Source organism: Planctomonas sp. JC2975, from assembly GCF_012985205.1.
In the GTDB taxonomy this organism is placed as follows: Bacteria; Actinomycetota; Actinomycetes; order Actinomycetales; family Microbacteriaceae; genus Humibacter.
Genome location: NZ_JABEKS010000001.1, coordinates 1,761,696 through 1,787,001 on the forward strand (window position 1 = coordinate 1,761,696; position 25,306 = coordinate 1,787,001).

Consider the following 25,306-nt stretch of genomic DNA (forward strand, 5'->3'; position numbering starts at 1 on the left):
CCGCGATCCCTATTCCACCGTGACCGACTTGGCCAGGTTGCGCGGCTGGTCCACGTCGAGACCCTTCGCCGACGCGAGCTCCATGGCGAAGATCTGCAGCGGGATGACGGCCAGCAGCGGCTCGAACAACGGAGCGGCCAGCGGTATGCGAACGACCTCGTCCGCGAACGGGAGCACGGACGCGTCGCCCTCCTCCGCGATGGCCAGCACCCGAGCGCCCCGAGCACGGATCTCCTGGATGTTCGAGACCACCTTCTTGTGCATCTCGTCAGACCCGCGCGGGCTGGGCACCACGACGAACACGGGCTGCCCCGGCTCGATCAACGCGATGGGACCGTGCTTGAGCTCGCCTGCGGCGAATCCCTCGGCGTGGATGTACGCGAGCTCCTTGAGCTTCAGGGCGCCCTCGAGCGCGATCGGGAAGCCCACGTGACGGCCGAGGAAGAGCACGGCGCGGGTGTCGCTCATCCAGTGCGCCAGCTGCGCGACCGAGTCGCTCGACTCGAGCACTCGCTCGAGCTTGGCGGGGATGCCCGCCAGTTCCTCGAGGTTCGCAGCCTGCTCCTCCGGTGCGAGCGTGCCGCGCAGCCGTGCAAGATGCAGCCCGAAAAGATAGAGGGCGGTGATCTGGGCGACGAACGCCTTGGTGGACGCGACGGCCACCTCGGGCCCGGCGTGCGTGTACACGGCGCCGTCGGACTCACGCGGAATGGTCGCACCCTGTGTGTTGCAGATGGACAGCGTCTTCGCACCGGCCGCGCGGGCGAACTTCACGGCCATCAGCGTGTCCATGGTCTCCCCGGACTGGCTGATCGAGACGACGAGCGTCGTCGGACCGATCACCGGATCCCGGTACCGGAACTCGTGACTCAACTCGACGTCGACCGGGATGCGCGCCCACTTCTCGATGGCGTACGCCCCGACCTGTCCGGCGTACGACGCGGTGCCGCACGCGATGATCGTGATGCGGTCGATGCCGGTCAGCAGCGCGTCGAGCTCGTCGAGCTCCGGGATGACGGCCGCGCCCTCGTGCACGCGGCCGCGCAGGGTGTTGGCCACAGCATCCGGTTGCTCGGCGATCTCCTTGGCCATGAAGCTCGGCCATCCGCCCTTGTCGGCTGCAGCGGCGTCCCAGGCCACGTCGAACGGCTCGACCTCGACCGCATTGCCGGCGAAGTCGGTGACGATGACCTCGTCGGGCGTGATCACGACGATCTGGTCCTGGCCGATCGCGACCGCTCGACGGGTGTGCTCGACGAAGGCCGCGACATCCGATCCGAGGAAGTTCTCGCCGTCGCCTAGACCGATCACGAGCGGCGAGTTTCGGCGCGCGCCGACGACGACGCCTGGCTGGTCCTTGTGCACTGCCAGAAGCGTGAACGCGCCCTCGAGCCGCTCGACGACCCTGCGGAACGCTTCGACCAGGTCGCCGGCCGCCCGGTATTCGCGGCCGAGCAGCAGGGCAGCCACCTCGGTGTCCGTCTCGCTCGTGAACTCGAAGCCGTCGGCGGCGAGCTCGTCGCGGAGCGCCGCGAAGTTCTCGATGATGCCGTTGTGGATGACGGCCAGCTTGCCGTCATCGCCCAGGTGCGGGTGCGCGTTGCGGTCGGTCGGTCCGCCGTGCGTCGCCCAGCGGGTGTGTCCGATTCCCGTTGAGCCGTTCCCGATCGGATGCCGGCGCAGCTCGTCCTCGAGAACACCCAGCTTCCCCGCACGCTTGGCGACGTTCAGGTCTCCCGTCGCAGCATCGATCACGGCTACTCCCGCGGAGTCGTAACCCCGGTACTCGAGCCGGCTCAGACCCCCGAGGAGCACCTCGAGGGACCGGTCATTGCCCACGTATCCGACGATTCCGCACATGGCCGCCAAGTCTACCGGCGGGCTCGGCACGCTCACGCCCGCGGTCGCCGCACCAAGAAGGTGCGCGATTCCGGCCGCGAGAGTGCATGTCCTGACCGCCGGTTTTCGCGCTCCGCGCCCGCTGCGCGCCCGACCGACTCCATCGGCTCGGCAGAGCGAGCGAGCTCGCTCTGCTCTCGCCTCAGTCGCCGGTACTCGCGCTGCGCGTCCGACCGACTCCATCGGCTCGGCAGAGCGAGCGAGCTCGCTCTGCTCTCGCCTCAGTCGCCGGTAAGCTTGGCGCCCATGGCAACGAACGGCACGGCGCAGTCTGCCCAGATCTCCCCGTTCGTCGAACTGGATCGCTCGGACTGGGCCGAACTCGCCCCCAGCACGCCTCAGCCCCTCTCCGAAACGGAGATCGTGCAGCTGCGCGGGCTGGGCGATCCGCTCGACATCCGCGAGGTCGCAGAGGTCTACCTGCCGATCAGCCGTCTGGTCAGCATGTACGCAACCGGCACGCAGCGCCTGCACCGTGCGACGAGCGACTTCCTCGGTGAGCGCGCGGCGAAGACGCCGTTCGTGATCGGCGTGGCTGGATCCGTCGCCGTCGGCAAGTCCACGACCGCTCGCCTCCTGCGCGAGCTGCTGAGCCGCTGGCCGGCGACCCCGAACGTTCAGCTCGTCACGACCGACGGATTCCTGCTGCCCAACGCCGAGCTCGAACGTCGCGGACTGATGAGCCGCAAGGGATTCCCCGAGTCGTACGACCGCCGCGCCCTGCTGCGCTTCGTCACGGCGGTGAAGAGCGGCGTCGAAGAGGTGCGCGCTCCGTTCTACTCACACCTCAGTTATGACATCGTGCCCGACGCGCAGGTCGTCGTCCGTCGCCCCGACGTGCTCATCGTCGAAGGTCTCAACGTGCTGCAGCCTGCCGGCGGCGGCAATCGGCTCGCGGTCAGCGACCTCTTCGACTTCAGCGTCTACGTGGATGCCCGTGCCGGCGACATCGAGCGCTGGTACGTCGAGCGATTCCTGAAGCTGCAGCGCGGCGCGTTCGCCGATCCGAAGTCGTACTTCCATCGGTATGCGCGGCTCACAGACGAGGAGGCCAGGGCGCAGGCACTGTCCATCTGGCACGCGATCAACGAGCCGAACCTGCTGCAGAACATCCGTCCGACCAGATCGCGCGCGAAGCTGGTGCTGCGCAAGGGCGGCGACCACACGGTGTCGTCGGTGCTGCTGCGCAAGCTCTGAGCGAGGGACGCCCGTGTTTGCCATCGGCGTGGCAACGCAGCGGCGACGTGCGATTCAGCGGACCGTCGAACGCTTCGCGCCACGCTTCCCACGGCGGCGCTGCGCCGAGCGCACGATGTCCATCGGCGCCTGCACCGGGATCGCACCGGTGACCACCGCATCCACCGTCATCGAGCCCTCCACCGGCCCGATCACCGCGATCGGTGTGGTGGGCGTGGCGGTGCGCGGTTCGACGCGCATCCTGCCGAGCCGGCGATGTTCACGCACGTACGCCGGAATGAGGAGCACCGTCGCGCCGAGCCACGCGAGCGGATTGCTCCATACGACCCCGACGAAGCCGAAGGCGGCACCGAGGGCGAGTGCCGCCACGACGCGCATGGCGAGTTCGATGACGCCGGTGATCGTCGGAACAAGGGTGTGACCGAGCCCCTGCAGCGCTCCGCGCAAGACGAAGAGCACACCGAGTGACGAGTACAGGAAGCCGTTGACGGTGAGCATGGTCGCGGCGTTGGCGACGACCTCATCGGATCCCTGTCCGACGAAGAGCCTGACGATGTGCGCACCGAATGCGATGAGGATCGCACCGAGCACCAGGGCGGCACCGATCGAGATCCAGATCGCCTGGACGACGCCGCGACGGATCCGATCCGGACGGCGTCCGCCGAGGTTCTGCGCTGCGAACATCGAGACAGCGAGCCCGATGGACTGGAGCAGCGCGACAGCGAGGGAGTCCACGCGGGACGCCGTCGTGTAGGAGGCGACGGCGCCCGCACCCAATTCGTTGAGTGCCACCTGCACCGTGAGCGTGCCGATCGCGATGATCGAGGCCTGGAAACCCATCGGCAGGCCGACGCGCAGGTGCTCCGACACCTCGGCCCGCACGAATCGCCAGTCCTGACGCCGCACGTGGAGCACGGGAAGTCGGCGACGCACGTACTCGAGGCACAGCAGCACCGAGACCGCCTGCGCGACGACTGTGGCGAACGCTGCGCCGGCGACGCCCCATCCGAGCACGCCGACCATGAGGATGACGAGACCGACGTTCAGCGCGCACGAGATGGTGAGGAAGACGAGCGGAGTGCGGGAGTCCCCTATGGCACGAATGATCGCCGACAGATAGTTGAAGAACATGACGGCGGAGGCCCCGAGGAAGCTCACCTGCGTGAACACCGTCGCCTCGGGCAGCAGCACCTCGGGCGTTTGAAGCAGGCGGAGCGCCGGACCCGCAAGCAGTGGCGCTGCAACGGTGAGCACGATGCTCATCGCACCCGTGAGTGTCGTGCCGATCGCCACCGACCGCCGCACGGCTGCGTGGTCGCGCGCACCGAACGCTTGCGCCGTGGGAATGGCGAAACCCGAGGTGACTCCCCACGCGAACCCGAGAAGGAGGAACAACAGGCTTCCGGTCGCGCCGACGGCGGCCAGCGAATCCACACCGAGGGTGCGGCCGACGACGATGGCGTCACCGATCTGATACAGCTGCTGCACGACGTTGCCGATGAGCAGCGGAACCGCGAAGACGAGGATGACGCGCCAGGGCGCGCCGGTGGTGAGAGTTCTGGCCATGGAGTTCTCGGGTGGGTGAAGTCGACGAAGAGTGAGGGTCACGACACCGGAACGGCCGACGCGCAGCACCGAGCATATCGAATCGATTCGAACTTGTGCAGCACCGCGTTGCATCCAGACGGAGAATCGCCTCGACGCAGTTGCCCGCTCGACGTGGACGCGTCGGCTCCCCACGGACGCGACTTTGCGCGGACGCGTCGGCTTCACGCGGACGCGTCGGTTTCGCGCGAATGCTCAGCCTTCACGCGAGCATGCAGGCTCCGCCGGGTCGCGGATTCAACGAGCCTTCGGTCACGACCCGCCGGCCACCGTCGGTGCAGCGGCTACAGAGAGAGCCGCACCCGCACCACCTCGGCGAGACTGTGGGCGTGCTGATCGGCCGTGGCCTGATCGGCGGCCTCCACCATAACCCGCACCATGGGCTCCGTACCGGAAGGCCGCAGCAGCACGCGGCCCGTCGACCCGAGCACTTCCTCCGCCTCGCGCACGGCCTCCGCGATGACCTCGTCATCGGCGAGCCGGTGGTGATCAACGCCCCGCACGTTGACGAGGATCTGCGGATACACCGTCATGCACGATGCGAGCTCGCTCAGCGACTTGCCCTTGCGCGCCATCTCGCTCACGAGCTGGAGACCGGTCAGGATGCCGTCGCCCGTCGTCGCGAACTCGCTCATGATGACGTGACCGGATTGCTCCCCGCCGAGGGAGAATCCGCGCTCGTTCATCTTCTCGAGCACGTAGCGGTCGCCGACGCTCGTCTGAACGACGTCGATGCCGTTCTCCGCCATCGCCAGCCGCAGGCCGAGGTTGCTCATCACCGTGGTGACGAGGGTGTTCTCGTGCAGCTTGCCGCGCTCGGCCATGCTGAGCGCGAGGATCGCCATGATCTGGTCGCCGTCGACGATGGTGCCGTCGGCGTCCACGGCCAGGCAGCGATCCGCATCGCCGTCGTGGGCGATGCCGACGTCCGCACCGGTCTCGACGACAGCAGCAGCGAGCTTGTCGAGGTGCGTCGAGCCGACACCGTCGTTGATGTTGATCCCGTCGGGATCGTCGCCGATCACGGTGACGCGGGCACCGGCATCCGTGAAGACCTCAGGAGAGATGCCGGCGGCAGCGCCGTTCGCGCAGTCGATCAGCACGTGGATGCCGTCGAGTCGGTGCGGCAGGCTGCCGAGCAGGTGCAGCACGTAGCGGTCCTCGGCATCCGCGAATCGGCGGATGCGTCCGACCTCAGCGCCGGTCGGCGTCAGCTTGGGCTTGCCGAGTGCGGCCTCGATGCGATCTTCGACGACATCGGGCAGCTTCGTGCCGCCCCTGGCGAAGATCTTGATCCCGTTGTCAGGGGCCGGGTTGTGGGACGCCGAGATCATGACGCCGAAGTCGGCGCCGATGTCGGCGATCAGGAAGGCGGCCGCCGGGGTCGGGATCACCCCGGCGTCGAGGACATCGACGCCGGAGCTCGCCAGACCTGCAGCGACCGCCGCCAGGAGGAATTCACCGGAGACCCGAGGATCTCGGGCGACGACCGCGACGGGTCGCTTGCCCTGGGCGCGGCGCGCCTCGGCGCTGCGCCCTTGCCCGAGCACGACGGCGGCGGCCTGAGCAACGCCCAGGGCCAGATCCGCCGTCAGCTGTCCGTTCGCGAGTCCGCGAACACCATCCGTACCGAAAAGGCGCGCCATATGGGGATGCAGCCTAGAGCGGCGGGATCAGCGCTTCGAGTACTGCGGGGCCTTGCGGGCCTTCTTGAGACCCGCCTTCTTGCGCTCGATCACACGCGCGTCGCGGCTGAGGAAGCCCGCCTTCTTGAGCGTGGGACGGTTGTTCTCGCGGTCGATCTCGTTCAGCGCGCGGGCGATCGCGAGGCGAAGGGCGCCTGCCTGGCCGGAGGGGCCACCGCCGGTGACGCGAGCGATCACGTCGTAGCTGCCGAGCAGGTCGAGCACCTTGAACGGGTCGGTGATGAGCTGCTGGTGCAGCTTGTTCGGGAAGTACTCGGCGAACTCACGGCGGTTGACCGTGAAGGTGCCGGAGCCCGGAACGAGGCGCACGCGGGCGATGGCCTGCTTGCGACGGCCGACGGCCGCACCGGGAACGTTGAGAACGGCGCGGGGCGCTGCGGGCGCCTCGGTGGCCGGGGTTTCGGTCGTGAAGCTCTGCGGCACGTCCTGCGCCTCGAGCTGGTCGGAGATCTTCGCCACGATGGAATCTGTCCTTGTCTGAAGTCGAGAAGAGTTCTGGAGACCGGCGCTTACTGGGCGACCTGGTCGAAGGTGTAGGTCTTCGGCTGCTGAGCGGCGTGCGGGTGCTCGTTGCCCGTGTAGACCTTGAGCTTGCGCAGCTGCGCGCGGCCGATCGTGTTCTTCGGCAGCATGCCGCGAACGGCCTTCTCGACGGCGCGAACGGGGTTCTTCTCGAGAAGCTCGGAGTAGCTGGTGGCCTTGAGGCCGCCCGGGTAACCGGAGTGGCGGTAGGCCTTCTTCTGCAGCGCCTTCTGACCGGTCAGGGCGACCTTGTCGGCGTTGATGATGATGACGAAGTCACCGGTGTCGACGTGCGGAGCGAACGTCGGCTTGTTCTTGCCGCGCAGGATGGCGGCGGTGTGGCTGGCCAGACGGCCGAGCACGACATCGGTGGCGTCGATGATGATCCAGGCGCGCTGGATCTCGGATGCCTTGGGGCTGAAAGTGCGCGTCACAGTAGTGGCTGCTTTCTTGATCGCGGTTGGGTTGGTCGTGAATCCCGCTCCGGTGGGTGTTGCCGCATCGATGATTCGGTAACGCCCGGATGGAGGGCTCAACTACGGATGCCGCCGCAGTAGGCGGACACCAAGGTTCAAGCTTACCGGACGCCATCACGGTCGTCCAATCGGCGTCGATGTCCGTCGCGACGATCGGCCACGCGACCTTTCCTGTCCGTTCACTCAGGAGCCACTGTCGGGTTCGATCTCGTACCTAGCTTGACCACATGCCGAGCCTCGAGCGCACCGTCGCCGTCATCCCCGCCAGGGCGGGATCCGTCGGCGTGCCCGGCAAGAACCTGCGCGACATCGGTGGCGTTCCGCTCGTGGCGCGGGCCGTCGCCACGGCACTGGCTGCGGCATCCGTCGACCGCGTCGTCGTGTCGACCGACGGTCTCGAGATCGCCGCGGTCGCCACCGAGGCCGGTGCGGATGTCATCATGCGGCCGGCCGCGCTCTCCACCGGCACGGCGTCGAGCGAGAGCGCCCTCACGCATGCGTTGGACGTGCTCGCCGAGCGCGGCATCGAGCCCGCGACCATCGTCTTCCTGCAGGCCACCAGCCCGTTCACTCGTCCGCGAGACATCGACGCCGCCGTCGAGCGCGTCCGCTCTGGCGAGCGCGATGTCGTCTTCGCGGCCGTCGAGACGCACACGTTCGTGTGGAGTCTCGATGGCGCAGGCCAGGCGCGGGGCGTGAACCACGACCCCTCGTATCGTCCGATGCGTCAGGACCGGGAACCCCAGTACCAGGAGACGGGTGCGTTCTACGTGCTGGACGCCGCGGGGTTCCGGCGCACCGGCTACCGCTTCTTCGGCCGAGTCGGAGTCGCCGTGACTCCCGACGCCATCGACATCGACACGGAATACGACCTCCGTCTGGCAGACGCCGTCGCCCACCTCGCCGACGGTGACCCGTCGCTGCTTCCCGGCGCCGAATCCGTCCCCGCCCAGCCGGCGGGCGTTGCCACCAGGGCCGCCGCCACGGTCGGCTCCGCCTCCGGCGGTGCTGCTTCGGCGGGTGGTGCAGATCCGCTCGTGCCCGACCCCATGCCGGCTTCGGAGATCGGGAGTCGCGACCGACTCGCGCGTCCGCTCTGGGATCCGTCGAGCATGGCCGCCGAACTCGAGGCGGAGCTCGGCCAGGGTCTCAGCGAGGGCTTCAGCCCCGGCCCCGACTCCGACGACGACCTCGCGCTCATCGAAGCGGTCGTCACCGACTTCGACGGCGTGCACACCGACGACCGCGTGCAGGTGGACCAGAACGGCGTCGAGTCCGTGACCGTGAACCGCAGGGACGGACTGGGCGTGCGGATGCTGCGCGAAGCGGGCATCCCGGTGCTCATCCTCTCCACCGAGACGAACCCCGTCGTCGCGGCACGAGCCGCGAAGCTCGGCGTTCCCGTGCTGCAGGGCGTCGACGACAAGGCTGCGGCGCTGGACGACTGGGCCGCGGACGCCGGCATCCGTCTCGACCGCGTCGCCTACCTCGGCAACGACGTGAACGACCTGGGCGCGCTGCGAGCGGTCGGATGGCCGTTCGCCGTCGGCGACGCCCACCCGCGTGCGATCGCGGCATCGAGGCGAGTGCTCTCATCTCCCGGCGGTGCCGGTGCGGTGCGCGAACTCGCCGAACTCATCCTCGAACGGAAGGCCTGACCATGACCGACACCTCTGTGCGCATCGGATCGAACCTGATCGGCGTCGGCGAGCCCGCCTACGTGATCGGCGAGATCGGCCTCAACCACAACGGCGATGTCGCCATCGCCAAGCGGCTCATCGACGTCGCGGCGGATGCCGGGGCGCAGGCCGTCAAGTTCCAGAAGCGCACTCCCGCTATCTCCACCCCCGAGCACATGAAGAACACGCCTCGGCAGACGCCGTGGGGCGAGATGACCTACCTCGAGTACAGGTACCGGGTCGAGTTCGGCCGCGAGCAGTACGTGGAGCTCGGGGACTACGCCACGATGCGCGGGCTGGACTGGTTCGCCTCCCCGTGGGACGTGCCGTCCGTCGAGTTCCTCGAGGATCTGAACGTGTGCGCCTTCAAGGTGGCGTCCGCGTCCGTGACGGATCTCGAGCTGCTCGCCGCGATCCGCGCCACCGGGAAGCCGGTGATCCTCTCAACGGGCATGTCGACGATGGAGCAGATCGACCGCGCGGTCGCCGCGCTCGACGGATCCCCGCTCGTCGTGCTGCACGCCACGTCCACGTATCCGCTCCCGGCCGAGGAGGCCAACCTGCGGATGATCGCCACGCTGGGTGACCACTTCCCCGGCGTCCCGATCGGATACTCGGGCCACGAGCCCGGACTCCAGATCTCCCTGGCGGCCGTCGCGCTCGGCGCGGTCGCTGTCGAGCGGCACATCACGCTGGATCGCACGATGTGGGGCAGCGACCATGCGGCGTCTCTGGAGCCGCAGGGGCTGCAGCACCTGGTGCGCGACATCCGCGTCATCGAGAAGGCCATGGGCGACGGCGTGAAGCGAGTCTTCCCCGGTGAGCTCGCCCCGCTGGCCAAGCTGCGCCGGGTGGAGGCGTAGACGGTGCCCCGCAGAATTCTCGGCATCGTCGATTCGGACTCCTTCGTCAAGTGGGGAGCGAGCCTGCTCTCGACGCTCCCGCCCGACTGGGAGACCTCCCTGGTCGCGGTCAACACGGCCGCAACGGCGAGCGACGCGCAGTTGGCCAGCGCACTGCGCGGGTCGACGGCGCCTGGCGAGCCGGCACTCCGCTCGCTCGACGGCACCGAGGTGGAACGCCTGCCGCGCGCGGAGATCATCGACCGGGTGCGCAGGCAGCAGCCCGACGCCGTACTCGTCGCGACGCGCGGACCCATCGCCGAGGTACTCATCGACGAGCTGGTCCGTCGTGTCCCGCGGCGCCCTGTGATCGTCACGGGGCTGCCCGGCATCTCCACCCCGGCGAAGTGGAAAGGTCTCTTCCTTCGCGCGCAGGCCGACCTCTTCGTGCTGCACAGCCATCGCGAGATCCGCGAGTACCGCACGCTCGCCGCGGCGCACGACATGACTCACCGGTTCGGCCTGTCGACGTTGCCGTTCTTGCATGCCGCACGCAGCATACGAGGCGCAGAGCACCGCGACAGCATCGTGTTCGCCGCGCAGCCCACCGTTCCGGCGGGCATCGAGGCGAGGCGGATGCTCATGGGCTGGCTCGCCGAGACCGCGCGCGCGCATCCGCACCTGCGCGTCGTCGTGAAAATCCGCGCCACGAGCGGCGAGGGGCAGACGCACAAGGAGCGGCATCCGTTCCCTGATCTCATGCCGGAGGATGCCCCTTCCAACCTGGTCGTCGAGACTGGATCCATGGGTGATCACCTCGCCCGCGCCGTCGGATTCGTCACGGTGAGCTCGACCGCCACCCTGGAGGCGATCGCGCAGGACGTTCCCGCTCTCGTGCTCGCAGACTTCGGCGTCAGCGGCAAGCTCATCAACGAGGTGTTCATGGGCAGCGGGCTGCTCGGCACCTCACGCGACCTCGTGGCCGGCAGGTTCAAGCGCGTGATCGACGGATGGCGTGAGGACAACTACTTCCATCCGTCAGCCGACGACGACTGGGCGCAGCAGTTGCAGATGCTGGTCGCGCTTCGCGAGGGACAGCGTCTCCCGGTGCGGCACGCTGTGCGGATCAGCCGCGGCGGACCGCTGCGCCGCGCATGGGAGCGCAAGCGCGCGTTCGGACAGCACGACCACAGCGCGATCGGATACGTCGCACTCGCCGTCGGCACTCCGTTGCGCATCGCTCGCAATGCCGCCTACGCGGCGCTCCCCCACGTGAGCCGTGCGGAGCCTGTCGACACGCTCCTGCTATCGGAGTCCGACGAGGCGGCGTACGGCGAGCAGCCGTCGGGCGGCGAGACGCTCGTCACACCGGGCACGCACGTCGCAGCGTGACGTCCGGGCGCGGTGTCTCAGGACTCCGGACCCGGTGAACGGAGCGAGCCGTTCCAGCTGATCGAGCACGCTCACAGCACGCGCTTGGCGCGCGTCTGTGCGGCACGCGCGGCGAGATCGGCCCCATGCGGATAGCCCACCTCCATGAGCGTGAGGCCCTTCGCAGGCATCACCTTGAAAGCGCTGGTCCGCGCTCCGACGTCTCGCAGGAGCACCAGGTCCGCTGGGTCGAGCTTGCCTTCGCCGACGGCCACGCACGCCCCGACGAGCGCCCGCACCATGCTGTGGCAGAAGGCGTCGGCGCGCACCGTCGCGACAAGCACGCCGTCGGCGTTCCGCATCCATCCGAACGCCTGCAGCGTGCGGATCGTCGTCGCGCCCTCGCGCGGCTTGCAGTACGCGGCGAAGTCGTGAAGGCCGAGCAGGGTGCCCGCTGCGGCATCCATCGAATCGACGTCGAGCGTCGCCGGATACCAGACCGTGCTCGTGCGCGTCAGCGGGCTCTTCGGGGCCGCGGCATCCGCTATCCGGTATTCGTATCGGCGCCAGAGCGCGGAGAAGCGGGCGTCGAAGCCCGGCTCGGCCAGCTCGGCGCCCGTGACCACCACGTCGGAGTCCGTCGCGCCGAGGATGCCGGTGAGCCGTCTGCGGAGCGCGGCAGCGGCATCCGTGTCGTCAGCCTGGTTCCGCGGCTTGCGGGGGCGCAGCAGCGACGTGATCTGGTCGGAGGTCAGGTCGACGTGCGCGACCTGACCGAGCGCGTGCACCCCGGCATCCGTCCGCCCGGCGACCGTCAGGGTCGGCGCCGGCTCGTGCCTGCGGAACAGCGTGCGCAGGGCCTCCTCGAGTACCCCCTGCACAGTGCGGAGTCCCGGCTGCCGTGTCCAGCCGTTGAAGGATGTCCCGTCGTACGCGATTAGCAACCGGACGCGCGTGGGCACCCCCGGCGTCTCCGGCGAGTCCGCCGGCTGGGTCGTCGCCTCGGCCTCTGAACTCGCCTCCGTCACCCGGTCATTGTACGAAAGGCGCGGTTCTTCGCCGTGCTTGCGGTCCCTGTGCATGGACCATGGACCCGGCGCGTCGACCGCGCAGAAGCGGCGAGCAGAAGCGGCGAGGCGGACCGGACCACGTCGGTCCGCTCCGCCTCGCCTGCTCCGGATCTCGGCCCCCGAGCTTCGGCTCGTGACCTCTAACCCGTGACCTCTAACCCTTGACCACGTCGAACGGACGCGTCACCGACGACGCGGCCGTGTAGCCGTCGCCACCCGCCTGGCCGGCGGTGATCTTGCACGTGCCGACAGCGGTGAGCTGCACGGTCGAGCCGCTGACCGTGCAGGTGCCCGATGCCGTGTAGCTCACGGGTTCACCCGAGCTCGCCACGGCGCTCAGCGCGAACGATCCGGTCGAGAGTGCTGCGTCGTGCAGCGGGCGGAACGTGATGCTCTGCGCGACCGGGATCGCGTACACCTGCACCTCTACGAGTCCTGCGGCCCAGTCTGCCTCGTTGCCGTTGTGGTCGTTCACCACCTTGCTCACGCTGACACGCACGTACCGGTACGAACCGGAGAGACCGTCGCTGGTGAACCCCGTGCTGCGGTTGGCGAGGCGGCTCGCGATCCTGGTCCAGTCGGTGCCGTTCGTGCTCCCTTCAACGGTGTAGCCGCTGTACGTCTCCGAGCCGTTGTAGCTGCGCCAGCTCAGGTCGACCCGACTCAGGTCGAACGTCCGCCCGAGGTCGACCTGCCACGTATACGGCACCGTCGACGGCTGGAAGAAGTTCGTGTCGTCGCCGCTCGTGTTCAGGTTGAACACATTGCCGTCGACGGCGTCTCCTGCCGGATGCCCGGCAACCGTGCTGCTCGCCGTCGCCGGCTTGCCCTGCGACACCAGCTGGACAGCGGGTGATGTCGTCAGCCCGGTCTTCGAGGCGAAGCCGAGCGTCGGCTGATAGGACATGCTCACCCCTGGCCCCGCCCCGTCCGTTCCCGTGAAGTCGAGTGGCAGCCAGACGTAGGTGGATGCGCCAAGCGTCTCGGGGTTCCAGTGGTCGCCCGCATAGAGGTACTGGGTTCCGCCCTTCGCCTGGACGGTCACGATGCTGGTGGGCTGGCTGTAGAACGTCGTGTTGTTGCCCACCGGCTTCAGAGCGGACCATCCGTTCGGGTCCGCGATGTTCTTCGTGTACGCGTACATGGCTTGGTTCGGATACCACCCGGACTGGCTCGACGTGAACACGAAGTAGTAGTCGCCCACCTTCACCAGTGCCGGCGCCTCGCGACGCTGTCCGGCGAAGAGCACGTACGAGTCCTGCCAGTCGACGTCGGTGTCGCCGTCGATCAGGCGGTACACGCGCATGTCCGTTCCGTTCTGGGTGGAGACGATGTAGGCCTCACCGCTCGACGGGTCCTGGTACACGGTGAAGTCGCGCGACCCGTAGCCCCACAGGTCGTCGCCGCCGGTGTAGGTCGGGTCCGCGTCGGCGCTGGTCACCTGTCCGGCCCCCGGCCGGAAGTCGTGCTGGAACGTGTAGTCGCCGTCCACGCTCGAGCTCGTCGCCACCATGAGGTGCGAGGCCGAGTAGTCGCTCGCGCGCTCCCAGTGCGCCCAGAGCACGAACGTCTTCGTCTGCGCGTCGTAGACGATCTTCGGCCGCTCGATGTTGCAGTCGGCGAGCGCTGCCGCGCTGGATGCCGTCAGCACGTCGTGGTCGAACGTCCAGTTCGTGAGGTCCTGCGACTTGTACATGCTGAGCGCGGAGAACTTGGTCGTGTTGTCCGACTTGTTCTCGCCGATCCAGTAGTACCAGCTGCCCACCTTGATGACGCCGCCGCCGTGTGCCTGGATCGGGTTCCCCGACGTGTCGTACCAGGTGCGCCCGTTCGGGATGGCCGCGTAGCTCGCCGGATCCGGCTCGATGTCGTACGCGACCTGCGTGTCCTTGCTCGCCGTGCCGTCGCTGAACGCGACCGCGTCGATCGTCTCGGACTGCGAGACCGTGATGGGTCCAGAAGCGAGCGTGCCGTTCGTGGCGGATGCCGTCGACCCGTCTGTCGTGTAGTAGATCACCGAGTTCGGGGTGGTCGTCTGCAGCGTCACCTTCTGAGCGTCCTTGTAGACGCCGCCCGCCACGTTCGCGGTGGGCGCCGCCACGACGTACGGCGCCGTGTCGATGCTCACGGCACCCGCTGCGATGCCGAACCAGCTGATCACCGGAGCACCGCTCTGTCCGCCGATGGTCACCTGCAACTTCTCGTCGCCGGCGGCCGCCTGTGCTGGCGTCACCGTGAACTGACCGGTGACCATGGTCTTCGACGGGCCGAGGCTCCCGCCAGCCGTGCTGATCAGGAGTCCGGTGGCGATCGGAGTCGTGGTTCCGTCGGCGGCCACCATCGAGACGTTCAGGTCGCGGTTGTTCCACCACTCCTGGAACCCCGCCGTCACGGTATACGTGCCCGCGCCGAGCGGAAGGTCGTAGATGATCGGCTTCGACGTGCTCCCTGCACCGAGCGCGTAGAGCCCCGTCGCGTACTTGTCGGTGCTCGTCGAGCCCCGCTGCGCGACGTACGCGTTCTGGTCGTTGACGTATCCCCAGGTGGCCGATCCCGTGAACTGCTGATCGGCGACCTTGTTCTGCAGCGAGTCGCCCAGCACCTTCGACACGCTGTCGTAGGCGGCCGTCGAGGCGTTCATCCCGCTGTCCACGAAGTACACCGAGCTCGGCGGCACGACCTCGACCTGCGCAGTGACCGCCAGGCCGTTCACGTTGCCCACCACCGAGTAGGTCTGGTACGCGCGGGAGAACGTGTAACCGGTCAGGTTCCAGGTGACCGCCTCGCTCTGCTGTCCCGCTGCCGTGTTCACGGCGACCTGCGCGGGCAGGCCGGGCGCCTTCCCCGTCGTCGTCGCAACCGTGACGGGCGCGACGAGCGAGGTGGGTGCGGGATCCGCCGCGTTCGCCGCTGCCGGCACCAGCATGCCCGCCAGCACCGCGGATGCCGCGGCAACCGTTCCGACGATCGCTCCGCGCCTCCCCCGCGCGCTCCGCCACGCGGCCCGCGCGGCCCCGGCGGACGCCGGTATCGGTGTCTCCTGCGCCCTTCTGCGATCCGGATCGGGTCTCCTGGACGTCATCGTCATGGACGTGCCTCTCTGCAACGTGGTCGAGCTGGTGCGACTCGCTGAAGCACGGATCCGTGGACGGATGTCACACACCGCGCTTCGCGTATGTTTACGCAAACATTGGCTCGAACCTAGCCACCGCAGAAGCCGCGAGTCAAGCAACCGCACACGCTCGAACACCCCGACACGACGAAGCCCCCGATCCCGAGGGATCAGGGGCTTCGTGCAGCGTCGCTGACGGCTGCGCAGCGTGTCTGCTGACTACTTGGCGTCCTCGCCTGCGTCGACGTTGTCGTCGTCGGTGTCGGTGGCCTCGACGGCCTCCTCGGCCTCGGCAGCAGCCTCAGCCTCGACGGCCTCGCTCTCCGGCGTCTCCTCGACCTCGGTGGCCGCGGCGTCGTCGGTGGTCTCCTCGACCGCCTCGGCCTTGGCCGCCTCCTCGGCCGCGACCTTTGCAGCAGGCGACGGCGGGGCGGCCGGTGCCTTGCGCTTCGGGGTCACGGGCTCGAGAACGAGCTCGATGACGGCCATGGGGGCGTTGTCGCCCTTGCGGTTGCCGATCTTCGTGATGCGCGTGTAACCGCCCTGACGGTCGGCCACTTGGGGCGCGATCACGTCGAACAGCTCGTAGACCACGCCCTTGTCCTGGATGACGGACAGCACGCGACGGCGTGCGTGCAGGTCACCGCGCTTGGCGAACGTGATCAGGCGCTCGGCGAGCGGACGAAGGCGCTTCGCCTTGGTCTCGGTCGTCGTGATGCGCTTGTGCGTGAAGAGGGCAGCGGCCAGGTTCGCGAGCAGCAGACGCTCGTGGGCAGGGCCGCCTCCGAGACGGGGGCCCTTTGTCGGCTTAGGCATTGTCGTGTCTTTCGTATTCCAGGCCGGGAACGGCCGTTGTCAGTTCGATGTGATGGGCCAGCGGTGACGAATCAGCGGTACTCGTCGTCGTTGGCGCTGTAGAAGTGGGAGCCGTCGAACCCGGGGACCGAGTCCTTGAGGGACAGGCCCATTTCCGTCAGCTTCTCCTTCACCTCGTCCACGGACTTCTGACCGAAGTTGCGGATGTTCATGAGCTGCGTCTCGGAGAGCGAGACGAGTTCGCTGACGTTGTTGATGCCCTCGCGCTTGAGGCAGTTGTACGACCGCACCGAGAGCTCGAGGTCCTCGATCGGCATCGACAGCTCGGAGCTCAGCACGGCGTCGACCGGCGCGGGGCCGATCTCGATGCCCTCTGCCTGGTTGTTCAGCTCGCGAGCGAGACCGAACAGCTCAGTGAGCGTGCGACCAGCGGAGGCGATCGCGTCGCGCGGGCTGATGGCCGGCTTGGTCTCGACGTCGACCACGAGGCGGTCGAAGTCGGTACGCTCACCGGCACGCGTGGCCTCCACGCGGTAGGTGACCTTGAGAACCGGCGAGTAGATGGAGTCGATCGGGATCTGACCGGCCTCGCTGTACTCGTTGCGGTTCTGCTGAGCCGACACGTATCCGCGACCGCGCTCGATGGTGAGCTCGACCTCGAAACGTGCGTTCTCGTTGAGCGTGGCGATCACGAGCTCGGGGTTGTGGATCTCCACACCCGCCGGGGCCGAGATGTCCGCCGCCGTGACCTCGCCGGAACCGGTCTTGCGCAGGTACGCGGTGATCGGCTCGTCGTGCTCGCTGGAGACAACGAGACCCTTGATGTTGAGGATGATCTCGGTGACATCCTCCTTCACGCCCGGGATGGTCGTGAACTCGTGCAGCACACCGTCGATGCGGATGCTCGTGACCGCCGCGCCCGGAATGGACGACAGCAGCGTGCGGCGGAGGGAGTTCCCGAGCGTGTATCCGAAGCCCGGCTCGAGCGGCTCGATGACGAACCGCGAGCGGAACTCGGAAATGTTCTCTTCGGTGAGCGTGGGGCGCTGTGCGATGAGCACTATTGATTCCTTTCGGCTAAGCGTCCGCTATATGACGCTTGCTCTGTACAGGTTTTGAGTTATGCGCGGTGGAGCTCAAAGCGAAGGCCATTTCTGGCCTTCGCCGCGACCCCAGCGCCGAGGCCCGTCTCGGGCCTCGGTCCACCGGGTCGCTTCACGCTCGGTTAGACGCGACGACGCTTCGGCGGGCGGCAACCGTTGTGCGCCTGCGGCGTCACGTCGTTGATCGAACCCACCTCGAGGCCTGCGGCCTGAAGCGAACGGATCGCGGTCTCGCGGCCCGAACCCGGACCCTTCACGAAGACGTCGACCTTCTTCATGCCGTGCTCCTGCGCCTGGCGGGCGGCCGACTCGGCGGCCAGCTGCGCGGCGAACGGCGTGGACTTGCGGGAGCCCTTGAAGCCGACTCCACCGGAGGACGCCCAGCTGATCACGGCGCCGTTGGTGTCGGTGATGGAGACGATCGTGTTGTTGAACGTCGACTTGATGTGAGCCTGGCCCACGGCGATGTTCTTCTTTTCCTTCTTGCGCGGCTTGCGAGCGGCCGTCTTGGGTGCTGCCATGTTTTCCTACTCCTGAGATCTCGAAGCGCTGGCGGAGGCCTAGCGGGCCTTCTTCTTGCCGGCGACGGTGCGCTTCGGTCCCTTGCGGGTGCGCGCGTTGGTCTTGGTGCGCTGTCCGCGCACGGGAAGGCCGCGACGGTGGCGCAGGCCCTGGTACGAACCGATCTCGACCTTGCGGCGGATGTCGGCTGCAACCTCGCGGCGAAGGTCACCCTCCACCTTGTAGTTGCCCTCGATGTAGTCGCGAAGGGCGACGAGCTGGTCGTCGGTGAGGTCCTTCACGCGGATGTCGCCGGAGATCCCGGTGGCCTCCAGCGTCTGAAGAGCGCGCGTACGGCCGATGCCGTAGATGTAGGTGAGGGAGACCTCCACGCGCTTCTCGCGCGGGATGTCAACGCCTGCAAGACGTGCCATGAGTCGGCTTCTCCTGTAGTGAGTGGAGGTGTGGAGCAGCGCCGGTGCCCGGGCCTCCAACCCGAGGTGTCCCCGCGAACCGGAGCTTGGAGCGAAGGCCATTTGTGGCCTTCGCCGCGACTCCAGTGCCAACACCCGTCTCGGGGCGTCGGTTGCGGTTTTCAGTGCTGCTGTTTCTTCGCGATATTGAGTTGTGGACCGAATGCTGCGCATCCGGAAGTCGTGTTCCGAACGGAACGCGACAAGCGGCGGGCCTAGCCCTGGCGCTGCTTGTGGCGCGGGTTCGAGGAGCAGATGACCATCACGCGGCCGTTGCGTCGGATGACGCTGCAGTGCTCGCAGATGGGCTTGACGGAGGGGTTGACCTTCATGAGTGTGATTTCCTTATCGCTGTCGTCGTGCACCACGACGCGCGGATGCTCCGCGCGGGTCGTCGTGGGCCGTTACTTTTCGACGCCGAGTTACTTGTAGCGGTAGACGATGCGGCCACGGGTGAGGTCGTAGGGGCTCAGCTCAACAATCACGCGGTCCTCTGGAAGGATGCGGATGTAGTGCTGACGCATCTTGCCCGAGATGTGGGCCAGAACCTTGTGTCCGTTGGTGAGCTCGACGCGGAACATCGCGTTGGGCAACGCCTCGACCACAGATCCCTCGATCTCGATAACGCCGTCTTTTTTGGCCATAGCCTCACTATCGCTTCAGGCACATCGGTGCCGGTCGTGCGGTGGATGGATGGTGCCTGATCGACCCTCGGGATCACCCTTGGGAGCGCACCGCGAAACGGGTGCAAGACACCAAAGATCCATCCTAGGCCATCAGGGCGCAGTTCGCCACTCGGGATCCGCGTGGCACCTGGTGCAACACCGGCGGAAGTCGTATGATTCCTGGTCGCCCGCGCCCGGGCTCCTGAGCGCTCAGTTCTCCCTGGCGAGCAGCGCGGCGTTCATGGCGCGGGTCAGTTCGAGGTCGACCGGGACATCGGCGCCGTCGACGTGCGTGATCGGAGCGGCCAGCCGCACGCTGGAGACCAGCCACGCGGCATCCGCTCGGGTCAGGTCCCCGACCGGCACGAGTGCTTCCTCCGTGCGCAGGCCGCGCGCTTCGGCGAAGGCGAAAACGCTCAGCTGGCTGGTGCCCGGCAGGATGCCGATGTCGGTGCGCGGCGTGACGATGCAATCTCCGAAACGGAGGATGACCGTCGACGTCGGTGCCTCCATGACGTAGCCGTCCGAGCTCACGAACACGACGTCATCCGCTCCCCGACGCCGCGCCTCGCGCAGCGCGGCCATGTTCACGGCGTACGAGAGAGTCTTCGCGCCGGCGAGCAGCCACGGGGCACGGGCCGCCACGTCGCTCGTGTACCCGCGATCGAGCGTGATGACGCGGATGCCCGCCTCGCGCTCGGCGAAGTCCCCTGCGGCCTCCGACGCGACGATCCACCCTGTCGGCGTACCGGTTCCCTCCACACCGCGGGTCAGCACGATCTTGAGGCCGCCCTGCCGCTGGGTGGAGAGAGATGCCGCCGCCACAGTGATGGCATGCCGCCACTGCGCCTCGTGCGGCTCTGGGAGGTCGAGCAGGTGCGCCGAGTTCGCGAGGCGCTTCAGGTGCGCGTCGAGCGCCTGCGGATGGCCGTCGACCACACCGATGGTCTCGAAGACTCCGTCCCCTCGCGACGGACCAAGGTCACGCACGTCGAGCGTGACGGTCCCCGTCTCGACGCGGTGGACAGTGCCGGCGACAGCGGCGGACGAGTCGGACGGCAGGACGTCGAGCATGAAGACGGGCACCAGACGAGCCTACGACGGGGACGAGGCTCGCCGTGCTGGCTCCCCCGCCGCCCGGGCTGTCTGGCAGCACGTGAGCAGCGCGGACCGCAGCACAGCCCGGCTTTCCGAAGAGCCGGCACCCTATCGCTCTCTGCGGGTAATCGGAGCTATGCGGGCCGCACAGGCGTGATGCCGAACTGCTTCAGACCCGCTGCGCCTCCGTCGTGCGCGGTGAGCACCCAGATGCCGTCCTTGTGCACGGCGACGGAGTGCTCCCAGTGAGCCGCCGATGAGCCGTCCTCGGTCGCGACGGTCCAGCCGTCGTCGCGCACGTACGTGTCCGGCGATCCGGACACGACCATGGGCTCGATGGCCACCACGAGGCCAGGGCGCACCTCGGGGCCCTTCTGCCGCACGCTGTAGTTGAACACGGGCGGCGCCTCGTGCATGCGGCGTCCGATCCCGTGGCCGATGTAGTCCGTGAGGATGCCGTACTCGCCCCGCGAGAGGATGTACGCCTCGATCGCGTCTCCGACCTGGTTCAGGTGCGAGGCATTGGAGAGCGCCGCGATCCCGTGCCACAACGACTGCTCGGTCACCTCGTTGAGGGCTCGCCGCTCCGCGACGAGATCCGGGCGCGACGGATCATCGAGCACCACGGTGAACGCGGCGTCGCCGTTCCAGCCCTTCAGGATCGCGCCCGAGTCGATCGACAGGATGTCGCCGGCACCCAGCATCCGCTCCCCAGGGATGCCATGAACGACCTCGTCGTTCACCGAGGCGCAGACGGTGTGGTGGTAGCCGGGCTCCAGCTTGAAGTTGGGCTTGCCCCCGCGAGCCTCGATCGCCTGCTCGGCGAGCGCGTCGAGTTCAAGGGTCGTCACTCCGCTGCGCACCGCAGCGCGCACGGCGTCGAGGCTGTCCGCTGTTGCGAGCCCTGGCTCGAGCATGAGTCTCAGCTGCGCGGGCGACTTGTATATCGAACGCCGGATTCCTGGCACGATCGTCTCTCCTCACTGAAGGATCGCGAGAGCACGCTCAGCGCGGTCGGTCGCGGCAACGGTTTTGGTTTGCTGACTTGCCTGCACTGTTGATCGGCGCTGTCTGCGCGCCTCGTTCATTTCACTGGGCCGGCGTGCCGTTCGGCGGGGCCGCGCCACCGATGGCGCCGTTCGCGGTGGTCAGGCAGCGGCGGTGTCGCCCACGACGCCGATCCCGCGGGAGGCGAGCGCCTCGCGGATGCGGCCTGCGACCTCGTCCACGGTGCCGATGCCGTCGACCTCGACGAGCAGTCCGCGCTCGCGGTACACGTCGACGATCGGTGCGGTCTGCGCGGTGTACACGTTCTGACGGTGACGGATCGCCTCTTCGGTGTCGTCAGCGCGTCCCTGCTCGTGTGCTCGGTGGGTCAGTCGGCGGACGAGCTCGTCCTGGTCCGCGGTGAGGCGGATCACTGCCTCGAGCTTGCCGTCCGACGCCAGCAGCTCGTCGAGGAAGCGCACCTGATCGAGCGTTCGGGGGTATCCGTCGAGGAGGAAGCCCTTTGCGGCGTCCGGCTCGGAGAGACGGTGCGCCACCAGCTCGTTGGTGAGGTCGTCCGGAACGTAGTCGCCTGCATCCACGATCGCCTTCACCCGCAGGCCGAGTTCGGTCTGGTGCGTGATGTGGTGACGGAAGATGTCGCCCGTTGAGATGGCCGGAATGCCGAACGCGTCGGCGACGTAGGTGGCCTGCGTGCCCTTGCCGGACCCGGGAGGGCCCACGATCAGGAGGCGCGCTCCACGGTCCCGGTTCTTCTCCACGTGCGAATCTGTCAACGGAGCAACCCTTCGTAATGCCTTTGCTGCAGTTGCGAGTCGATCTGCTTGACCGTCTCGAGCCCGACACCGACGATGATCAGGATCGAGGTGCCTCCGAACATGAAGTTCTGGCTGGTGCCGAGCAGCGCGAATGCCACCAGTGGAATGAGGGCGACGATCGCCAGGTAGATCGATCCGGGAAGCGTGATGCGCGTCAACACGTAGTCGAGATACTCGGCGGTGGGACGACCGGCCCGGATGCCAGGGATGAAGCCGCCGTACTTCTTCATGTTGTCGGCGACTTCTTCCGGATTGAAGGTGATCGCGACGTAGAAGTAGGTGAACCCGATGATCAGGAGCGCGTAGATCAGCATGTACAGCGGGTGGTCGCCCTTGGTCAGATACGTCGTGATCCAGGTGACCCACGGAGCGGGCTCCTTGCCGGCCGCCGGCTGGTTGAACTGCGCGATGAGGGCGGGCAGGTACAAGAGGCTCGAGGCGAAGATCACCGGGATGACACCGGCCATATTCACCTTGATGGGGATGTAGGTGTTGTTGCCCCCGTAGGTGCGCCGCCCCACCATCCGCTTCGCGTATTGCACGGGTATGCGACGTTGCGACTGTTCGACGAACACGACAGCGGCGACGATGAAGAGGCCGATGACGATCACGATGAGGAAGACCTCGAAGCTCTGCGTCTGAGCGACGGCCCACAGCGAGGACGGGAACTGCGCGGCGATCGAGGTGAAGATCAGCAGCGACATGCCGTTGCCGATGCCCTTCTCGGTCACCAGCTCGCCGAGCCACATGATGAGGCCGGTGCCGGCGGTCATGGTGACGACCATGAGGAGCACGGCGTACCACGAGTCGTCCGTGATCAGCTGCGAGCACTGCGACGTGCTGTTCGAGCCGAAGAGCGCGCCGCTGCGGGCCACCGTGATGAGGGTGGTGGACTGCAGAACGCCGAGGGCGATCGTGAGGTAGCGGGTGTACTGAGTCAGCTTCGACTGACCCGCCTGGCCCTCCTTGTAGAGAGCCTCGAAGTGCGGGATGACGACCCGCAGCAGCTGGACGATGATCGATGCCGTGATGTACGGCATGATGCCCAGCGCGAAGATGGAGAGCTTCAGCAGCGCGCCGCCGCTGAAGAGGTTGACCAGCTCGTAGAGGCCGGTCGTGCCCTGGTTGGCCGCGAGGCACGCCTGCACGTTGCTGAAGTCGACGAACGGGGCGGGAATGAACGAGCCCAGTCGGAACAGCGCGATGATCGCAAGCGTGAAGCCGATCTTCTTGCGAAGATCCGGGGTGCGGAGGATCCGCACGACGGCGTTGAACAAGTGACGTCCTGCTTTCCGGTAAGGAGTCGGGCCGGGGGCCTGAGTGGCCACCCGACCCGACTACTTTACGGGGTGTTTCCGGATGCCTCGCATCCGCTGGCCCCGAGGGCTACTTGACGGAGCCCCCGGCCGCCACGATCTTCTGCTCAGCGGAGCCGGAGACCTTGTCGACGGTCACGTTCAGCTTCACGGCGATGTCGCCGTTGCCGAGGACCTTGACCTTCTCGTTCTTGCGCACCGCGCCCTTGGCGACGAGGTCGCTCACGGTCACGTCGCCGCCCGATGGGTACAGCTCGGCGAGCTTCTCGAGGTTGACCACCTGGTACTCGACGCGGAACGGGTTCTTGAACCCGCGCAGCTTCGGGGACCGCATGTGGAACGGCAGCTGGCCACCCTGGAAGCCAGGACGCACCTGATAGCGCGCCTTCGTTCCCTTGGTACCGCGGCCAGCGGTCTTACCCTTCGAGCCTTCACCGCGACCGACTCGGGTGCGGTCCTTCTTGGAACCGGCTGCCGGGCGGAGGTGGTGCACCTTGAGGACCTGGGGACGCACAACGACGTCAGCTACGTCCTTCTTCTTCGCAGCAGCGGCCTTGGGGGCAGCTGCGCTCGATGCTTCGGCCTCAGCCTTCTTCGTGGTCGCCTTGGCGGGCGCCTTGGCAGCTGGCTTGTCGGCAGCAACCTTGGCGGTCGCAGCCTTCGCGGCCGGCGCCTTCTTCTCGGCGGCCGGCTTCGCGGCAGCCTTCTTCTCGGCGGCGGGGGCGGCCGTGGCCTTCACGGCCTCGTCCTTCTTCTCGTCAGCCATTAGTCGATCTCCTCAACCTTCACCAGGTGGGCGACGGTGTTGACGTACCCGCGGTTCTGCGGGGTGTCCTCGCGGACGACGACGTCACCGATGCGCTTCAGACCCAGGCTGCGAAGGGTGTCGCGCTGGTTCTGCTTCTCGCTCACTTTGGACTTGATCTGGGTCACCTTGAGGCGCGCCATTATGCACCAGCCTTCGCGGTCCTGGCGGCCTCCGCCGCCTGTGCCTCCGCGCGCACCAGGCGAGCGGGTGCGACCTCGTCGAAGTCGAGCCCACGACGGGCGGCCACGGCACGAGGCTCCTCGAGCTGCTTCAGCGCCTCGACGGTCGCGTGCACGATGTTGATGGTGTTCGACGAACCGAGCGACTTGCTCAGCACGTCGTGGATGCCCGCGCACTCCAGCACGGCACGCACCGGGCCACCGGCGATAACACCGGTACCGGCACCGGCCGGACGCAAGAGCACGACACCGGCGGCTGCCTCACCCTGCACCGGGTGCGGGATGGTGCTGCCGACGCGAGGCACGCGGAAGAAGTTCTTCTTCGCCTCTTCGACACCCTTCGAGATCGCCAGCGGGACCTCACGGGCCTTGCCGTATCCGACGCCCACGAGGCCGTTGCCGTCGCCCACCACGACCAGCGCGGTGAAGCTGAAGCGGCGACCGCCCTTGACCACCTTCGAAACGCGGTTGATGGTCACAACGCGCTCGAGGAACTGGCTCTTGTCGGCGTCGCGGCCACCACGGTCGCGGCCCTGGTTGCGGTCGCGTCCGCCACGGCGGCCATCGCGACCGTCACGGGCGTCACGGCTCGTGGTGTCGGTGCCGGCCGCGGTCTCCACGGGCTTCTCCGCAGTCGTCTGCTCGGCGGCCACGTCCTGCTCCTTCTTGTTCTCGTTGTCGCTCACAGGTTCAGCCCACCTTCCCGGGCTCCTTCGGCGATTGCCGCGACCCGACCTGCGTACTTGTTGCCGCCACGGTCGAACACGACCTCGTCGATGCCTGCCTGCTTGGCGCGCTCTGCGACCAGTTCGCCGACCTTGCGAGCCTTGGCGGTCTTGTCACCGTCGAACGCGCGCAGGTCTGCTTCGAGAGTCGACGCCGATGCCAGCGTGTGGCCCTGGGCGTCGTCGACGACCTGAACGAAGACGTGACGCGCGGAGCGGGTCACGACCAGACGCGGACGCGCAGCCGTGCCGACGACCTTCTTGCGAAGGCGTGCGTGCCGGCGGTCGCGTGCCGCTGACTTGCTCTTGACGCTCAT

Annotated in this window: 25 protein-coding genes; 4 read left to right on the forward strand and 21 right to left on the reverse strand. The window is 67.7% G+C overall.

Features of this window, described 5'->3' with window-relative positions; all coding sequences use genetic code 11:
* Positions 1-9: 9 nt before the first annotated feature.
* Positions 10-1,860 (reverse strand): glutamine--fructose-6-phosphate transaminase (isomerizing), encoded by a 1,851-nt coding sequence (gene glmS, locus HII28_RS07985; RefSeq protein WP_170024911.1) that lies wholly within the window; start codon positions 1,858-1,860, stop codon positions 10-12.
* Between the two features lie 285 nt (positions 1,861-2,145).
* On the opposite strand from glmS, the gene coaA reads away from it, so the two are divergent.
* Complete coding sequence (gene coaA, locus HII28_RS07990; RefSeq protein WP_170024912.1) at positions 2,146-3,096, forward strand: type I pantothenate kinase; 951 nt, start codon at positions 2,146-2,148, stop codon at positions 3,094-3,096.
* Between the two features lie 54 nt (positions 3,097-3,150).
* Here the strand turns inward: coaA and HII28_RS07995 are convergent, their stop codons facing one another.
* The 4 genes from HII28_RS07995 to rplM all read right to left on the reverse strand — a co-directional run bounded on the left by HII28_RS07995 (position 3,151) and on the right by rplM (position 7,363).
* Positions 3,151-4,662 carry an MATE family efflux transporter gene (locus HII28_RS07995; protein ID WP_170024913.1) on the reverse strand — a complete coding sequence of 504 codons (1,512 nt, stop codon included), beginning with the start codon at positions 4,660-4,662 and terminating at the stop codon, positions 3,151-3,153.
* A gap of 323 nt (positions 4,663-4,985) precedes the next feature.
* Positions 4,986-6,347: a phosphoglucosamine mutase gene (gene glmM, locus HII28_RS08000; RefSeq protein WP_170024914.1), complete on the reverse strand. Its 1,362-nt coding sequence runs from the start codon at positions 6,345-6,347 to the stop codon at positions 4,986-4,988.
* Between the two features lie 27 nt (positions 6,348-6,374).
* Complete coding sequence (rpsI, locus tag HII28_RS08005) at positions 6,375-6,866, reverse strand: 30S ribosomal protein S9 (protein WP_170024915.1); 492 nt, start codon at positions 6,864-6,866, stop codon at positions 6,375-6,377.
* Between the two features lie 50 nt (positions 6,867-6,916).
* Entirely contained in the window at positions 6,917-7,363 is a 447-nt protein-coding gene (gene rplM, locus HII28_RS08010) for a 50S ribosomal protein L13 (protein WP_170024916.1), read from the reverse strand.
* 269 nt (positions 7,364-7,632) lie between these two features.
* On the opposite strand from rplM, the gene HII28_RS08015 reads away from it, so the two are divergent.
* From HII28_RS08015 to HII28_RS08025, 3 genes are read left to right on the forward strand one after another with little or no spacing between them, the layout of a single operon-like run.
* Positions 7,633-9,063, forward strand: coding sequence for an acylneuraminate cytidylyltransferase (locus HII28_RS08015; RefSeq protein ID WP_170024917.1), 1,431 nt, complete (start codon positions 7,633-7,635; stop codon positions 9,061-9,063).
* A gap of 2 nt (positions 9,064-9,065) precedes the next feature.
* On the forward strand, positions 9,066-9,947 hold the full coding sequence (locus tag HII28_RS08020; protein ID WP_170024918.1) for an N-acetylneuraminate synthase family protein: 882 nt from the start codon (positions 9,066-9,068) through the stop codon (positions 9,945-9,947).
* A 3-nt stretch (positions 9,948-9,950) separates the two neighbouring features.
* Positions 9,951-11,318, forward strand: a complete 1,368-nt coding sequence (locus HII28_RS08025) for a DUF6716 putative glycosyltransferase (RefSeq protein WP_170024919.1) — start codon at positions 9,951-9,953, stop codon at positions 11,316-11,318.
* Positions 11,319-11,389: 71 nt separating this feature from the next.
* Here HII28_RS08025 and truA read toward each other — a convergent pair whose 3' ends face one another.
* The 16 genes from truA to rplR all read right to left on the reverse strand — a co-directional run bounded on the left by truA (position 11,390) and on the right by rplR (position 25,306).
* Positions 11,390-12,259, reverse strand: a complete 870-nt coding sequence (truA, locus tag HII28_RS08030) for a tRNA pseudouridine(38-40) synthase TruA (protein ID WP_346769323.1) — start codon at positions 12,257-12,259, stop codon at positions 11,390-11,392.
* A gap of 262 nt (positions 12,260-12,521) precedes the next feature.
* The gene (locus HII28_RS08035) at positions 12,522-15,455 is read right to left on the reverse strand and encodes a chitobiase/beta-hexosaminidase C-terminal domain-containing protein (protein ID WP_170024921.1); all 2,934 of its coding nucleotides are present in this window, start codon (positions 15,453-15,455) and stop codon (positions 12,522-12,524) included.
* Positions 15,456-15,698: 243 nt separating this feature from the next.
* Complete coding sequence (rplQ, locus tag HII28_RS08040) at positions 15,699-16,295, reverse strand: 50S ribosomal protein L17 (protein ID WP_170024922.1); 597 nt, start codon at positions 16,293-16,295, stop codon at positions 15,699-15,701.
* Positions 16,296-16,366: 71 nt separating this feature from the next.
* Complete coding sequence (locus HII28_RS08045; protein WP_170024923.1) at positions 16,367-17,356, reverse strand: DNA-directed RNA polymerase subunit alpha; 990 nt, start codon at positions 17,354-17,356, stop codon at positions 16,367-16,369.
* Positions 17,357-17,520: 164 nt separating this feature from the next.
* Positions 17,521-17,919, reverse strand: coding sequence for a 30S ribosomal protein S11 (rpsK, locus tag HII28_RS08050; protein WP_170024924.1), 399 nt, complete (start codon positions 17,917-17,919; stop codon positions 17,521-17,523).
* Between the two features lie 39 nt (positions 17,920-17,958).
* Positions 17,959-18,333, reverse strand: a complete 375-nt coding sequence (gene rpsM / locus HII28_RS08055) for a 30S ribosomal protein S13 (RefSeq protein ID WP_170024925.1) — start codon at positions 18,331-18,333, stop codon at positions 17,959-17,961.
* Positions 18,334-18,587: 254 nt separating this feature from the next.
* On the reverse strand, positions 18,588-18,704 hold the full coding sequence (rpmJ, locus tag HII28_RS08060) for a 50S ribosomal protein L36 (protein WP_170024926.1): 117 nt from the start codon (positions 18,702-18,704) through the stop codon (positions 18,588-18,590).
* A 90-nt stretch (positions 18,705-18,794) separates the two neighbouring features.
* Positions 18,795-19,016, reverse strand: coding sequence for a translation initiation factor IF-1 (gene infA / locus HII28_RS08065; RefSeq protein ID WP_021759551.1), 222 nt, complete (start codon positions 19,014-19,016; stop codon positions 18,795-18,797).
* A 231-nt stretch (positions 19,017-19,247) separates the two neighbouring features.
* Entirely contained in the window at positions 19,248-20,123 is an 876-nt protein-coding gene (locus HII28_RS08070) for an aminodeoxychorismate lyase (RefSeq protein WP_346769234.1), read from the reverse strand.
* A 146-nt stretch (positions 20,124-20,269) separates the two neighbouring features.
* Positions 20,270-21,103, reverse strand: a complete 834-nt coding sequence (gene map, locus HII28_RS08075) for a type I methionyl aminopeptidase (protein WP_346769235.1) — start codon at positions 21,101-21,103, stop codon at positions 20,270-20,272.
* A gap of 180 nt (positions 21,104-21,283) precedes the next feature.
* The gene (locus HII28_RS08080) at positions 21,284-21,919 is read right to left on the reverse strand and encodes an adenylate kinase (RefSeq protein WP_205864602.1); all 636 of its coding nucleotides are present in this window, start codon (positions 21,917-21,919) and stop codon (positions 21,284-21,286) included.
* Positions 21,916-23,238, reverse strand: a complete 1,323-nt coding sequence (gene secY / locus HII28_RS08085) for a preprotein translocase subunit SecY (protein ID WP_170024927.1) — start codon at positions 23,236-23,238, stop codon at positions 21,916-21,918. Before secY ends, HII28_RS08080 begins: the two co-directional genes overlap by 4 nt.
* Positions 23,239-23,347: 109 nt before the next feature.
* Positions 23,348-24,043, reverse strand: coding sequence for a 50S ribosomal protein L15 (gene rplO / locus HII28_RS08090; protein WP_170024928.1), 696 nt, complete (start codon positions 24,041-24,043; stop codon positions 23,348-23,350).
* Positions 24,043-24,225 (reverse strand): 50S ribosomal protein L30, encoded by a 183-nt coding sequence (gene rpmD, locus HII28_RS08095; protein WP_170024929.1) that lies wholly within the window; start codon positions 24,223-24,225, stop codon positions 24,043-24,045. Before rpmD ends, rplO begins: the two co-directional genes overlap by 1 nt.
* Positions 24,225-24,884 (reverse strand): 30S ribosomal protein S5, encoded by a 660-nt coding sequence (gene rpsE, locus HII28_RS08100; protein WP_346769324.1) that lies wholly within the window; start codon positions 24,882-24,884, stop codon positions 24,225-24,227. Before rpsE ends, rpmD begins: the two co-directional genes overlap by 1 nt.
* A 62-nt stretch (positions 24,885-24,946) precedes the next feature.
* Positions 24,947-25,306, reverse strand: coding sequence for a 50S ribosomal protein L18 (rplR, locus tag HII28_RS08105; protein ID WP_170024931.1), 360 nt, complete (start codon positions 25,304-25,306; stop codon positions 24,947-24,949).

What these genes read in the sequence shown, in the direction of transcription:
- glmS (WP_170024911.1), bottom strand. Translation starts at nt 1,860, where the DNA reads ATGTGCGGAATCGTCGGATACGTGGGCAATGACCGGTCCCTCGAGGTG.
- coaA (WP_170024912.1), top strand. Translation starts at nt 2,146, where the DNA reads ATGGCAACGAACGGCACGGCGCAGTCTGCCCAGATCTCCCCGTTCGTC.
- HII28_RS07995 (WP_170024913.1), bottom strand. Translation starts at nt 4,662, where the DNA reads ATGGCCAGAACTCTCACCACCGGCGCGCCCTGGCGCGTCATCCTCGTC.
- glmM (WP_170024914.1), bottom strand. Translation starts at nt 6,347, where the DNA reads ATGGCGCGCCTTTTCGGTACGGATGGTGTTCGCGGACTCGCGAACGGA.
- HII28_RS08015 (WP_170024917.1), top strand. Translation starts at nt 7,633, where the DNA reads ATGCCGAGCCTCGAGCGCACCGTCGCCGTCATCCCCGCCAGGGCGGGA.
- HII28_RS08020 (WP_170024918.1), top strand. Translation starts at nt 9,066, where the DNA reads ATGACCGACACCTCTGTGCGCATCGGATCGAACCTGATCGGCGTCGGC.
- HII28_RS08035 (WP_170024921.1), bottom strand. Translation starts at nt 15,455, where the DNA reads ATGACGATGACGTCCAGGAGACCCGATCCGGATCGCAGAAGGGCGCAG.
- rplQ (WP_170024922.1), bottom strand. Translation starts at nt 16,295, where the DNA reads ATGCCTAAGCCGACAAAGGGCCCCCGTCTCGGAGGCGGCCCTGCCCAC.
- rpsK (WP_170024924.1), bottom strand. Translation starts at nt 17,919, where the DNA reads ATGGCAGCACCCAAGACGGCCGCTCGCAAGCCGCGCAAGAAGGAAAAG.
- rpsM (WP_170024925.1), bottom strand. Translation starts at nt 18,333, where the DNA reads ATGGCACGTCTTGCAGGCGTTGACATCCCGCGCGAGAAGCGCGTGGAG.
- rpmJ (WP_170024926.1), bottom strand. Translation starts at nt 18,704, where the DNA reads ATGAAGGTCAACCCCTCCGTCAAGCCCATCTGCGAGCACTGCAGCGTC.
- infA (WP_021759551.1), bottom strand. Translation starts at nt 19,016, where the DNA reads ATGGCCAAAAAAGACGGCGTTATCGAGATCGAGGGATCTGTGGTCGAG.
- rplO (WP_170024928.1), bottom strand. Translation starts at nt 24,043, where the DNA reads ATGGCTGACGAGAAGAAGGACGAGGCCGTGAAGGCCACGGCCGCCCCC.
- rpmD (WP_170024929.1), bottom strand. Translation starts at nt 24,225, where the DNA reads ATGGCGCGCCTCAAGGTGACCCAGATCAAGTCCAAAGTGAGCGAGAAG.
- rplR (WP_170024931.1), bottom strand. Translation starts at nt 25,306, where the DNA reads ATGAGCGTCAAGAGCAAGTCAGCGGCACGCGACCGCCGGCACGCACGC.